Here is a 12996-nt window from a genome sequence, read left to right as displayed (position 1 = left end):
GGCAGTATAGAGGATTGGCAAGCGGCGTTCTGTGAATCGATTCTGAGGCTACGGGTATCAGGTTACAGGCTTCAGGGGTGCGATTCGGTCCCCTTCCCGTAGAAGCCGATCCCCGCCACAGCCGTAAGATCGGCGTTCGGACGCGGTGGATACCCAACTCCTGAAGCCTGTAACCCGTAGCCTGAAACCTGAGTTCGGGCCGTCCCGTAAGCCGGATTCTGCTCTATCCCGCCATCCATCTCCGAAGCTTTCACTTCGGGCTCCTTGCGGAGCTGCACCTACCTGTCTGGAGACCAGACGATTTTGGCTTGCTCGCACCGGTGGTTTACCTGGCCGGCCCCTCTCGGGGTTCCGCCGGTGGGCTCTTACCCCACCCTTTCACCCATCACCTGTGATCTGTAGCGAAGCTACGATCCATCGGCTGGTCTACTCTCTGTTGCACTTGACGTGACGGGGGGCTTGCGACCCCCGCCCCTCGGGTTGTTGGCCCGAGCGGCCTCTGCTGCGAGTCCGGACTTTGCTCTACGAACGGGGCGAACCCCGCGCGCAGCGACGGGTCGGACGGCCCGAACCCTCGTCGATTATAACGCAGGCCCTAAGGCTGGGGGTTGGTGCGGAATTTGGCGCCGCCGTTGCGGCGGACCAGGACTATCCTGGTCGGGGTGAGGCGCAACTCCACTCTTTGGGCGTCGTTCCAGCGCTTCTTCCAGCGCGGGTCGTCCTCTATGCCGGGGTCGAACCAGACGCCGGGGCCGCTCGACTCGAGCACTCCCTCGTAGGCCGCGTAGTCCTGGGGGTCATTCAGGGTCGAGACGTTTCCGCGGCGGTAGATCGCGTTGCGCGACCGGAAAGACTGGACGGAGGACGGGCTCGTGCCGAGGGCGCTCGCGATCCAATCGTCGCTCCTCCCCTCGTCGACCCAGCGCCGGATGTCGTCCACGAACTTCCTGAGTGAGATCCGCTGGTTTATGCCCATGACCTACCGCCTTCTGTCTAACAATATGGCTATCAGCCTACATACTTTGGCGCATATTTTCCAGTATTTCACCGCCTTTGGTGTAGACTTTTGCCGTGGAAAACCTTCTGGACATCGGGGTAGTGTTGCTGCGGCTGGTGCCGATGATACTCGCGTTCTACATCCCCGCCCTGATCGGGACGGTGATCTGGCGCGAGCGAGGCCCGGGCTACAAGGTCCAGTCCGGCCTCTGGTTCGCCGTCGGGTTCGGACTCTTGATCTTTCTCTACGTGATCTTTACCAGCTCCTCCGCGCCGCAGGTGGCCGCGACGCTAGGCCTATCGGTGGTCCAGATCGCCGCCGCCCTGGTCCTCGCCCGATTGACCGTCGACAAGCTGGCGGATTAAAGCGGTTTGCATAAGGATGGAGCCCGTTGTGAAGGCTTCAGCGATTAACTGAAAACCTCAAAACCTTTTGAACTTCCGGGTTCATCTCTTATGCAAGCCGCTCTACGACTAGAGTTTTCAGCGATCTGCTTCCAGTCGTCAGCCAAACCGGCGAGTTCCAAGGCGTGACTCACTACTCGCTTCTGGCGCTCATCGAAGAGGTATCCTGCGTCGTCAACCGCGAGCCCGTACAACTCTAGCGCGGCCCGGCAGGTCTGTTCGAACGGTTCGCCGTCGAGCCCCAGGGACGAAGACTGCGCCCGCCGCCATTCCTCCCCCATCTCCGACCCGACGGTGTCCCAGAGGGCGTTCTCGGAGCCGTAGAGGATGCGCCGGTGTACGGCGAGGATGGGTGCCAGGCGCGTCGCGAGCAGCGAGCGTTGGACGGCGGCGGCCGTGCGATTGCCGCGACGGAGCGCGGAGACGAGCTTGTGGACCTCCTCGGCGAAGGATGTGATCTCCTCGGCCACCCATCCGTCGCAGCGTTCGGCCAGCGGCTTCCAGGTCCAGGCTTTCGCCTCTCCGATCAACGAAGCCGCTATCCCCAGCGGATCGTGGACCGGCACGGCCTCGCGCCATCCGGGGACGGCCGCACAGACGGAGCCGGGGTCAGCCAACTCCCGACGATACGAGCCGAGCTGACGGGAGCTCACGGAGACGAGCGACCCGCCGCGACGTTCGAGCCTGAACGAGAACGCCTGCGGGCCAACGGCGAGGAGGTCAACGTCGGACTCGGGCCCGGCGTCGCCGCGGGCGTGGCTACCGACGAGGACCACGGCTTCGGCCCCATCCCCCGCCAACCCTTCCGCCGCCTCCCTGGCGATGGAGAGCGTTAGGTCGGATGGCACGGCTTCAGGCGTTGAGGGCGGTCTTGACCTCCGGTTTGTCGGCGTTGAGGGCGTAGAGGTTCATGTCGGCCTTGGCAGCCTCGTATGGCTTCTGGCGGACCTTGTCGAGGTAGTCGGCTTCGAGCATCGCGTTGATGACCTCGCCGATCTCATCCCTCGACAGCTCCAGCTCGCCGCGCTCGTCGAGCTCCCTGATGCTCGAGAAGATCTCCACGAACGAAGCGGGCTGCTTTAACCCCGCGACGGTGTTGCAGACCGTCTTGAGCTCGTAGGAGGTCAGGTCTTCGAGAAGGTCGAATTCCGGCTTCTCGGCCTGACGCCCGTTCTGGTCCCCGCGGTTGTTCTTGCCGTCGTTGCGGGAGGTCGGGACGGGCTGCTTTGTGGTGGTGTCTTCCTTCGGGTCCTCGGAGGCGAGGTCGGAACCTTGAAGGTCGGGGATCTTCTCGTCCGGGAGGTAGACCTGGAGCTCCAGGTCCTGATCCACGGTGTTGACGAGGTTGCGGCGTTCGGCCTCGACCACGAAGTCCTTGAACTTCTTGAAGCCGACGTTTCGCTCGTCGAAGGAGCCCAGCTGCACGATCATCTGCTGCTTCACCTGCCCGAGGACCCTTGGCCTGCCGCCGTTCTTCAGCGTCTCCACGGCCCTGACGAGCTCCTGGTAAGGGTCTGCCGCCTTCTTCTTCGGCTCCTTGTCCGGCGTGCGCGCCGCGCGGTCCTCCTCGAGCAAGGAGGCGTAGGAGATGAAGTGGTCGGCCGATTCGATCAGGTGGTAAGAGGTGGCCTCCGAAACCCCGATCACGACGACCGTCTTCCCCTGGCTCCGCAAGAGGCTCACGAGCGGGATAAAGTCCCCGTCCCCCGTAACGAGCACGTAGGTATCCACCTGCGGGTGCTTGTGCAGAAAGTCCGAGCACTCCACCGCGAGCATCACGTCTATCGAGTTGGTGCGCCGCTTGGAGGCCTTGCCACCCGGGAAGTAGCGGGCCGAGATGTAGCGGGGCGAGATGCCGTTCGAGTAGAGCGTGGGCGGCGCCTGGCGGAAGTCGCCCTCCGTCCAGTCCGCGTAGGCCGTGGCCGAGACTATCCGGCCGTACTCGCGGGACTTTTCGAGGATCGCCGAGACGTTCGGCTTTGATTTGTACTCCGTGACCGTGGAGATGTAGATGTTCTCCCAGTCGATGAATATCGCAAGATCTTCTGGCATAGGTTTATTTCCTCGCAAATGAGAGAGGCCCGGGGTTCTCCCGGGCCTCTTGTCGGTATTTACACGCTGTAGCGGTCGTGGACCCTGACCGCGGTCTGGGACAGTGTCTCGTCGTCCAGCACGGCCTCTACCCAGAGGACCGTCTCCCCGTCCGCGAAGTCCGGCGGCAGGTCGAAGGCGGCGACGATGGTGGCGGGGTCTTCGGCGTCGGCGAACCAAATGGGGTACTCGTCGGACTCCACGAGCATCTCCCCGTCTTCGTCGGTGATAATCAGGCGCGCGCGTCTCTCGTCGTCCGTGGCGTGTTCGCAGCCCTCGAACTTGGTGTAGACGACGAAAGAGGTCTCGCCGCTCTCGGCGGGCCGGATCTCATCGAGTATCCCGAAGAGCGTGAGCCGGCCTTCGAGCTCCGAGCAACCCTCGGCCAGGACGAGCGCCGTACACTCGACCACGCCGTCGCAATCTTTGTGCACCCTATTCCCCTCCCCCTGAGCCGTTCGCCTCCGGCAGGCCGGCGGCGGAATCGTTGATCTCCTCCTCGCCCGTGATCTCCTCCAGCGAGAGCTCGTCGGTGGCCCCGTCGGCGTCGGCGGACCTCGACGCCGCCACCTTCGCCAGCGCGCTCACCGAGTCGCCGCTGCGCAGGTTCATCACCCTGACTCCCTGCGCCGCGCGCCCCTGCTGCGAGACCGAGTCCGCGTCGATCCGGATCGTGGTCCCGAAGTTCGAGACTATGACCAGCTCGTGCAGGCCCGGACGCACGACCCGAACGCCCTTGAGCTTGCCGCGCTCGCCGTCGGTCTTGAGGGCAATGACGCCCTGACCGCCGCGGCCCTGGGGACGGAACTGGGAGAGGGCCGTGCGCTTACCGAAGCCCTTCTCCGTGATCATGAACAGGTCCGCCGCGTCGTCGTTGACGACGTCCATGCTGAGCACGACGTCGTCCTTGCCGAGCGTGAGCCCCTTGACGCCGGCGGTCGCCCGGCCCATGGGCCTCGCGTCGCTCTGCTTGAAGCGGATGCCCTTGCCGTTGCGGCTGACCATGATGACGTCGGCGCCCTCGGAGACCTCACGCACGGAGATCAACTCGTCGTCGTCGGCGAGGTTTATCGCGATGATCCCGTCGGCCTTGAGCGGCGTGTTGTACTCCAGGAAGTTCGTCTTCTTGACGATCCCGTTTTTCGTGGCGAAGAGCAGGTACGCCGCCTCGTCGAACTCCTTGGTGGCGATGACGGTCTGGATCCTCTCCCCCTGAGCGAACGGGAGCAGGTTGGCGATGTGCCGGCCCTTGGCAGTTCTGCCCATCCTCGGCAGTTGGTGGACCTTGAGCCTGTACACCTTGCCCCTGTTGGTGAAGAAAAGCATGTAGTGGTGGGTCGTCGTGATGAAGAGGTGGTCGATGTAATCGCCCTCCTTGAGCTCCATCCCGGCGACACCGATCCCACCGCGGCCCTGCTTGCGGAAGGTATTGACGGGCACGCTCTTGAGGTAGCCGCCGTTGGAGATGGAGATGACCATCTCCTCTTCGGCTATGAGGTCCTCTATCTCGAAGTCGACGCCTTCTTCTGCGGTGATGGCCGTGCGGCGCTCGTCGGCGTAGGCCGCGCGCACCTCGGCGAGCTCATCCTTGATGATCCCGTACACCAGGCCCTCGTCGGCGAGCACGCTCTCGAGGTACTCGATCTTCTCCCGCAGGTCCTTGTGCTCCTGCTCGACCTTCTGCCGCTCCATCGCTGTGAGCCGCTGCAACCTGAGGTCCAGGATCGCCTGCGCCTGGCGCTCGGAGAGCTTGAAGTTCTTCATCAGGTTGTTGCGCGCCGTCTCGACGGACCGGCTCCGGCGGATCGTCGCCACGACCTCATCCAGGTTCAGGAGCGCGATGAGCAACCCTTCGAGGATGTGCGCCCGCGCCTGCGCCCGCTCGAGCTCGTACCGGGTCCTGCGGGTTACGACCTCGAACTGGTGGGCGACGTAGTGCTTGAGGACCTCCCTGTACGAGAGGGTCTTCGGGACGCCGCCCACGAGAGCCACGAGGTTCACGCCGAAGCTCTGCTGCATCTGGGTGTGCTTGTAGAGGTTGTTCAGGACCACCTTCGGTATGGCCTCGCGCTTGAGCTCCACGACGATCCGCATCCCGTTCCGGTCGGACTCGTCGCGCAGGTCGGAGATGCCGTCGAGCTTGCGCTCCTTGACGAGCTCGGCGATCTTCTGCAGCAGGTAGCTCTTGTTGACCTGGTAGGGGATCTCGGTGACCACGATCTGGGTCCTGTTGCCCTTGATCTGCTCGGTATGCGCCCGCGCCTGCACCCGCACCGACCCGCGCCCGGTCGTCACCGCGTCCTTGATGCCCCTCAAGCCGACGATGACGCCGCCCGTCGGGAAGTCCGGCCCCTTGATGTGCCTGGCGACGTCCTCGTCGTCGAGCTCGGGGTCGTCTATGAGCGCCACGGTCGCGTCGATGACCTCGCCGAGGTTGTGGGGCGGTATCTTGGTGGCCATCCCGACCGCGATGCCGTCCGAGCCGTTGACGAGCAGGTTCGGGTACCGCGCCGGCAACACCTCGGGCTGGCGCTGGCTCTCGTCGAAGTTCGGGACGAAGTTCACGGTGTCCGAACTGATGTCCCTGAGCATCTCGGTCGCCATCCGCGTGAGGCGCGCCTCGGTGTACCTCATGGCGGCCGGCGGGTCCCCGTCGACGCTGCCGAAGTTGCCCTGGCCGTCGACGAGCGGGTAGCGCATCGAGAAGTTCTGGGCGAGCCTGGTCAGCGTGTCGTAGACGGCGGAGTCGCCGTGCGGGTGGTACTTACCGATGACCTCGCCGACGACCGTGGCGCTCTTGCGGTAGGGCCGGTTCGGCTGCAACCCGAGGTCGTGCATGGCGTAGAGGACCCGCCTGTGTACGGGCTTCAGGCCGTCCCGCACGTCCGGGAGGGCGCGGGAGACGATCACGCTCATCGCGTAACTAAGGAACGAGTCCTTTATCTCGTCTTCTATGGAGTGGGGACGGATGTTCCCCGAGAAAGTATCAAGCATCTGGATTCCTCGTTATGTCGCCTCTGGTGTTCAGGTATCCCTCCCCCTCGTATTCCCGTCCGCGTGGCGCCGGCCCGGGTTCTCCCGCCCGGGTGTCCCGGCGCCGTCCCTGTTACGCATCCAGGTTCTTGACCTCGGCGGCGTTCGCCTCGATGAACGCCTTGCGCGGCTCGACCTTGTCGCCCATCAGCGCCGTGAACAGCTCGTCGGCCACCGCGGCGGACTCTACCGTTACCTGCAAGAGCGTCCGGTTCTGCGGGTCCATCGTGGTGTCCCAGAGCTGGTTCGGGTTCATCTCGCCCAGGCCCTTGAAGCGCCCGATGTTGGCGTTGCCGTTGGCGTTCAGCCGGCGAAGCGTCTCTTGAAGCTCGCGGTCGTTGTAGACGTAGTGGTCCTTGCGCTGGTGCGTGATCTTGTACAGGGGCGGCTGCGCGATGTACACGTAGCCGGCCTCTATGAGCTCGGGCATGTTCCTGAACAGGAACGTCAACACGAGCGTCCTTATGTGGCTGCCGTCCACGTCGGCGTCGGTCATCAGGACGATCTTGTTGTAGCGGGCGTTCGCGACGTCGAAGGTCTCCCCCACGCCGGCGCCGATGGCGCTGATCATGGCCTGGATCTCGACGTTCGAGAGGACCTTGTTCATGTTGGCCTTCTCGACGTTGAGTATCTTGCCCCGGAGCGGCAGTATCGCCTGGAAGTTCCTCTCCCGGCCCTGCTTGGCCGAGCCACCGGCCGAGTCTCCCTCAACTATGTAAAGCTCGCTCCTGGCCGGGTCCTTGGAAGTACAGTCTGCCAGTTTGCCGGGCAGCGTCGAGCTCTCCAGGTAGCCCTTGCGGATCGTGTCGCGGACCTTCCGGGCCGCCTGCCGGGCGCGCGCCGCCTGCAAGGCCTTGTTGATGATCGCCTTCGCCTCCGAAGGCCGCTCCTCCAAAAACTCGGCCAAAAACTTGTTGGTCGAGCTCTCCACGAGGCCCTTGATCTCGGTGTTCCCGAGCTTGGTCTTTGTCTGCCCCTCGAACTGCGGCTCGGAGAGCTTCACCGAGATGACGGCCGCGAGCCCCTCGCGGATGTCGTCCCCGGTTAGGTTCTCCTCTTTCTCCTTGAGGATTCCCTTCTGCCGGGCGTAGGCGTTGACCGTCCGCGAGAGCGCCGACCGGAAGCCGGAGAGGTGCGCCCCGCCCTCGTGGGTGTTGATGTTGTTGGCGAACGTGAAGACGGAGTCCTGGAACCCGTTGTTCCACTGCATCGCGACCTCGACGGCGCCTACCTCCTCCTCCCTCTCGAGATAGAAGACGGTCTTGTGGACCGGGTCCTTGGCGTCGTTGATGTGGGCCACGAAGTCCCTGATGCCGCCCTCGTACTGGTACGTAACGTCCCGGTCTTCCTCGCGCTCGTCTATGAGCCGGATCTTGAGGTTCTTGTTCAAAAACGCCGACTCGCGGAAGCGCCGCGTGAGCGTGTCGAACGAGAGCTCGGTGGTCTCGGTGAAGACCTCCCGGTCGGGCATAAAGCTTATGGTGGTCCCGGTACCCTCGCCCTTCTTGAGCTTGCGGTCCTTCGTGAGCTCACCCTGCGGGAAACCGCGCTCGTAGCGCTGGCTCCACACGTGCCCCTCGCGCCTGACCTCGAGCTCCAGCCACTCGGACAGGGCGTTCACGACCGAGGCGCCGACGCCGTGCAGGCCGCCGGAGACCTTGTAGCCCGAGCCGTCGAACTTGCCGCCGGCGTGCAGCGTGGTCATGATGACCTCGGCAGCCGACTTGCCGTACTTGGCCATCGACCCCACGGGCAACCCCCGACCATCGTCCGTCACGGAGACGGAGTCGTCCTGGTGGACGGTTACGAGGATCTCCGAGCAGTATCCGGCGAGCGCCTCGTCGATGGAGTTGTCGACGATCTCCCAGACGAGGTGGTGGAGGCCTCTGGGGCCCGTGGACCCGATGTACATGCCCGGACGCCGCTTGACGGCCTCGAGCCCTTCGAGGACCTGGATCGAACTTGCATCGTACGTGCTGCTGGAATGCTTGGTAGCGGCTTTAGCCCCCAAAGAGGACCCTCCTCATCTCATGTTCCGCGAAAGTAACAAGACCGTTCTTTTCGATAGAGGTTTGCACCCGGAGATTGTAACACAACTCCCGCGTTTCTCAACGCGCGTTTTTGCGGTTTTGTGGCTTACCTAAGCCTTTTTCTGAGACGACAACTCCCGCGCGCTTACACTACCGCTTGTAGTATCCACGACGGCGCCACCAGATATGCGTATCACGCGGGCCCGGCCGAGGACTTCGGCGTCGAAGTATTCGAGGTTCGTGGTGGTTATGACGGCCTGCGTGCTCTCCAGAAAGTATCCCGAGAGAAAGTCTCGCCGGCGCTCGTCCAGCTCGCTCATGACGTCGTCGAAGAGCAGGATCGGGTCCTCCCCCGTCTCCCCCCTGATGTGGTCCCTGGCCGCGAACTTGAGCGCGAGCGTGGCCAGCCGCTGCTGGCCCTGCGAACCGAACGTCGTGAGGTTCACCCCGCCGAGCAGCACCTCGAAGTCGTCCCGGTGCGGCCCCACGGAGGTCGTGCCCCTGTCGATGTCCGAGCTGTGCGCCCCTCTGAGCGTCTCCGCGTAGCCGTCGAGGGTGGCGCTATAGGAGTAACGGATCGCGGCCTTCTCCGAGCCGTACAGGGCCCTTAGAGAGCTTTCGAAGTAGTGCTCGAGGGGCCCTATGGCCGCCTGGCGGCCCCGGAGCACCTCTTCCCCGAGCTCGATCACCTTCCGGTCCCACGTCCACAACGTCCGCTCTGACGAGAAACCGTCCCTGATTCTTCGCAGCAGCTGGTTGCGTTGCTGGACGGCTTTGGCGTACTCCGACACGGCCCTCGCGTAAGAGGGCTTCAGGGTCGAGAGGAGCCCATCGAGAAACTCCCTACGGTCCGATGGGGAACCTTTCACGATCCTGATGTCGTCGGGGAAGAACGTGACGGCCCGTACCCCCGCACCGCCGGCGGAGTAGTTTGCGAGCGAAGCCGCGGACGCCCCGTCCACGGTGAGGCGCTTCTTCTGGCCGGGGGCGTAGCCGACGGCGACCTTGCGTTCGTCCGAAGAGTCGTCGAAGGAGACGCGGGCCTCGACGCGGGCGAAGTCCTGTTTCCAGCGGACCACCTCGGCGTCGTTGGCGGTGCGGGTGGAGGAGCCGGTGACGGCAAAGGAGATCGCTTCGAGCAGGTTGGTCTTCCCCTGGGCGTTGTCCCCGACCACGACGTTCAGGCCCGGGCCGAGGAGGACCGTGTCGTCGGGGTAATTGCGGAAGTTGACGAGGCGCAGGGCGCGCAGGTACGAGGTCAACCGACCTCCAGGCGTTCGTCACCCACCTCGACAACGTCGCCCGGGACGAGCTTCCGGCCGCGGCGGGTCTCGACCTCGCCGTTCACGAGGACCTCCCCCGCCTGGATCAGGACCTTCGCCTCCCCCCCGCTCCCGACGAGGTCAGAGGCCTTCAACGCCTGCCCGAGCGTTATGCCGGGTTCGGGGTCCAACTAGCTTCGGGAAGGGTCGCGCATCGGCATGATCAGGTACAAGAAGTCCGGCTCGCCGCCGTCCCCGTTCTCCTCGCCGTTCTCGCCCGGCACGATCAAGCCCGGCTTGAGCGCCTCGTTGAGCTTGAATTTGACCTTCTCCGTGTCTATCGCCGAGACGCCGTCGAGCAAGTAGCCGGGGTTGAAGGAGATCAGGAAATCGTCCTCGCTGTTTGCCGGCAGCTTCTCGTGGGCCTCGCCCACGTCGCCGTTCTTGACGATCACCTCGACCGAGCCCTCCGTGAACGAGAGGCTCACCGGCACGGGCGGCGTCTGCCTCTGGGCGAACAGGTTGACCCGGCGCAGGGTCCCCATCAAGTCTTCCCTGGAGACGGAGATCTCGCGCTCGAAGCCGCTCGGCAACAGCCGCCGGTACTCCGGGAAGTTCCCGTCGATGAGCCTGGTGCCGAAGACCACGTCCCCGATCCTGAAGAGCGCCTGGTTCTCCGAGAGCGAGACCTCGACGTCGTTTTCGTCGGAGCCGGAGAAGATCCTGGAGACCTCCGTCATGGCCCTGGCCGGGATGATCGCCTCCCTCGAATCCTCGAAAGGCGTCGTCGCCAACTCGGTCTCCTTGATGCTGAGACGGTAGGAGTCGGTGGTGACCATCCGAACCCTGGCGTCCTCGAAGGAGATCAGGATCCCGGTGAGCACCGGCCTGGTCTCGTCCCTCGAATACGACCGGGACACCTTCTCCACGGTCTCCACGAGCGACTCGCCGGGCATCCTGAACGCCCCCTCGGCGTCGAACTCCGGCAGCTTCGGGTAGTCGTCCGCCGCGTAGGCCCTAATGGTGTACTCGTTCTCGCCGGCGGCGAGCCTGACGGTCCCCTCGGAGCCGTCGTACTCGAGCGTGAAGTTTCCGGCCGGCAACGACCGCACGATGTCGTTGAAGATGCGAGCCGGGATGACCACCCGCCCCTCGCCTTCGATCTCCGCCGGCGAAGTGGTCTGGATCGAGATCTCCATGTCCGTAGCGCTCAACTTCAGCGCCCCGTCCTCGACCTCGAGCAAGATCCCACCAAGCAACTGGATCGTCGACCTCGCAGAGACCCCCCGCGAGACCAGAGCAAGCTTTTTACCAAAGACATCGGTGCTACAAACGGCCCTCATTTTGCCTCCCTTCTCCCCTTATTATTACTACTGGAACATATATTTATTAGATTAATAATAATAATAAGGCCTGTGGATATGTGGATAACCGCCAAAATCCGCTTTACTTAAGCCCAATGCTACCGGTGACGCCTGTGGAAGAAATTGTGGATAACTCCCGTTTTGCTGTGGATAAATTGTGGATAAGTGCCGAGTTATCCACAGGCTGAGGTTATCCACATTTTTATCCACAGACTTATCCACAGCTTTTACCCCTCTTATCCACAGGTTTATCCACAGGCAAATACGACTGGTATTCTTGTGAACCACTCGAAGCGCGCGACTTATCCACAAAAACAAGCACTTATCCACAGAACCTGTGGATAAGTCACGAAAGCTGTGGACAGTTTCGAGGGGGTTATCCACAGGAAAACCCTGAACCTGTGGATAGGGTGTGGATATATCGGCGTCGGGAGCCCGTGTATTTGTTACAAAGTTGCTGCCCTGGGGGGAGGGGGTTCAGCGCTTACTCTTCACGTGCGAGGTGAGCTCGTGGATCTGGTTGAAGGCGTCCCTGTCGCTGTTTATGAGCCTGGATATCTTGGCGGTCGCGTGCATGACGGTCGAGTGGTCGCGGCCCCCGAAGGCCTTGCCTATTTTTGGCAGGGACTCGTCGGTGAGTTCGCGGGAGAGGTACATGGCGACCTGGCGGGGGTAGGCGAAGCCCTTGGAGCGGCTCTGGCCGACGAGGTCCGCCTTCGCGATACCGAAGTACCGGCAGACTTCGTGCTGGATCAGCTCTATCGGGATCTCGCGGTACGCCTGGTCAGGCAAGATGTCTTTGAGGACTTCCTCCGCCAGGGCAACGCTTACCCGTCTCTCGTAGAGCGAAGCGTAGGCGAGTATGCGGACCAGGGCCCCTTCGAGCTCCCGGATGTTCGTCGAGACCTTGGACGCTATGAACGTCAGGACTTCGTCGTCGACCTCCAGGCGGTCCATGATCGCCTTTTTGCGCAGGATCGCGATCCTGGTTTCGAGGTCGGGCGGCTGGATGTCCGTGACGAGTCCCCACTCGAAGCGGCTGACGAGACGGTTTTCGAGGGTCTGTATGTATTTCGGGTGCCGGTCGGAGGCTATGACGATCTGCTTGTTCTCTTCGTATAGCGCGTTGAAGGTGTGGAAGAACGCTTCTTGCGTCTCCACCTTGTTCTCCAGAAACTGTATGTCGTCCACGAGCAGAACGTCCTGTTCCCGGTAGCGCTTCTGGAAGTCCAAAGGGGAGTTGTCCCTCATGGAGTTTATGAAGTCGTTGGTGAACTGCTCGCAGGTGACGTACCGGATCCTCATGCTGGGGTCCTGGTCTTCGACGTAATGACCGACTGCCCGCAACAGGTGCGTCTTGCCAAGGCCCACGCCCCCGTAGATGAAGAGCGGGTTGTAGACGACGCCGGGCGTCTCGGCCACGGCAAGGGTCGCGGCGTGGGCGAACCGGTTGCCGGCCCCGATCACGAACGTGTCGAAGGTGTACTTGGCCTTGAACGACCGGGGCGCCCTGGCGTTGAGCACCGACTCCGCCCCGTCCGAGGCGCCGTTCCCTGCTCCGGCAGGGCTGCCGACGCTGACCACCAGCGAGCTCTCCCGGCCCATTACCGAGTCGAGAACCTCTTCGAGGAGCGAGCGGAAGCGGCTCTCGATGTACTCCTTGGCGAAGGTGTTGGGGACGGAGATCTCCAACCTGTCTTCCCGCACGTCCACGGGCCTTATCCCCTCGAACCAAACCCTCAGTGAGGAGACGTCGATCTGCTCGGACGCCCGGTCCAATACCTCGGCCCATACCTGGTCTACCCGTCCCGCCAC

General features: G+C 63.2%; 11 protein-coding genes and 1 other RNA gene. 1 reads left to right on the top strand and 11 read right to left on the bottom strand.

The window, feature by feature from the left end; genetic code table 11:
• Positions 1 to 191: 191 nt before the first annotated feature.
• Both rnpB and GBA63_RS00055 read right to left on the bottom strand, forming a co-directional pair.
• Positions 192 to 569, bottom strand: an RNA gene (gene rnpB / locus GBA63_RS00060) — RNase P RNA component class A.
• A gap of 26 nt (positions 570 to 595) precedes the next feature.
• Positions 596 to 976 (bottom strand): hypothetical protein, encoded by a 381-nt coding sequence (locus GBA63_RS00055; protein WP_166172310.1) that lies wholly within the window; start codon positions 974 to 976, stop codon positions 596 to 598.
• 95 nt (positions 977 to 1071) lie between these two features.
• On the opposite strand from GBA63_RS00055, the gene GBA63_RS00050 reads away from it, so the two are divergent.
• Entirely contained in the window at positions 1072 to 1362 is a 291-nt protein-coding gene (locus GBA63_RS00050; RefSeq protein ID WP_166172308.1) for a hypothetical protein, read from the top strand.
• Positions 1363 to 1406: 44 nt separating this feature from the next.
• On the opposite strand, the gene GBA63_RS00045 is transcribed toward GBA63_RS00050, so the two are convergent.
• From GBA63_RS00045 to dnaA, 9 genes are all read right to left on the bottom strand, one after another.
• Positions 1407 to 2249 carry a nucleotidyltransferase family protein gene (locus tag GBA63_RS00045; protein WP_166172306.1) on the bottom strand — a complete coding sequence of 281 codons (843 nt, stop codon included), beginning with the start codon at positions 2247 to 2249 and terminating at the stop codon, positions 1407 to 1409.
• 4 nt (positions 2250 to 2253) lie between these two features.
• Complete coding sequence (locus GBA63_RS00040) at positions 2254 to 3453, bottom strand: NYN domain-containing protein (RefSeq protein WP_166172304.1); 1200 nt, start codon at positions 3451 to 3453, stop codon at positions 2254 to 2256.
• A 59-nt stretch (positions 3454 to 3512) separates the two neighbouring features.
• Positions 3513 to 3926, bottom strand: coding sequence for a hypothetical protein (locus GBA63_RS00035; RefSeq protein ID WP_166172302.1), 414 nt, complete (start codon positions 3924 to 3926; stop codon positions 3513 to 3515).
• Position 3927: 1 nt separating this feature from the next.
• Positions 3928 to 6486 (bottom strand): DNA gyrase subunit A, encoded by a 2559-nt coding sequence (gene gyrA / locus GBA63_RS00030; protein ID WP_166172300.1) that lies wholly within the window; start codon positions 6484 to 6486, stop codon positions 3928 to 3930.
• A 112-nt stretch (positions 6487 to 6598) separates the two neighbouring features.
• Positions 6599 to 8536: a DNA topoisomerase (ATP-hydrolyzing) subunit B gene (gene gyrB, locus GBA63_RS00025; RefSeq protein WP_166172298.1), complete on the bottom strand. Its 1938-nt coding sequence runs from the start codon at positions 8534 to 8536 to the stop codon at positions 6599 to 6601.
• Between the two features lie 129 nt (positions 8537 to 8665).
• The gene (gene recF, locus GBA63_RS00020) at positions 8666 to 9817 is read right to left on the bottom strand and encodes a DNA replication/repair protein RecF (protein ID WP_166172296.1); all 1152 of its coding nucleotides are present in this window, start codon (positions 9815 to 9817) and stop codon (positions 8666 to 8668) included.
• On the bottom strand, positions 9814 to 10008 hold the full coding sequence (locus GBA63_RS23865; RefSeq protein ID WP_166172294.1) for an RNA-binding S4 domain-containing protein: 195 nt from the start codon (positions 10006 to 10008) through the stop codon (positions 9814 to 9816). Before GBA63_RS23865 ends, recF begins: the two co-directional genes overlap by 4 nt.
• Positions 10009 to 11160, bottom strand: coding sequence for a DNA polymerase III subunit beta (dnaN, locus tag GBA63_RS00010; protein WP_166172292.1), 1152 nt, complete (start codon positions 11158 to 11160; stop codon positions 10009 to 10011).
• 498 nt (positions 11161 to 11658) lie between these two features.
• Positions 11659 to 12996 (bottom strand): chromosomal replication initiator protein DnaA, encoded by a 1338-nt coding sequence (gene dnaA, locus GBA63_RS00005; RefSeq protein WP_166172290.1) that lies wholly within the window; start codon positions 12994 to 12996, stop codon positions 11659 to 11661.

It is taken from the genome of Rubrobacter tropicus, from assembly GCF_011492945.1.
Lineage (GTDB): Bacteria > Actinomycetota > Rubrobacteria > Rubrobacterales > Rubrobacteraceae > Rubrobacter_D > Rubrobacter_D tropicus.
Note: the sequence above shows the minus strand (reverse complement) of the source record. Positions and strands in the feature narration are given on the sequence as shown.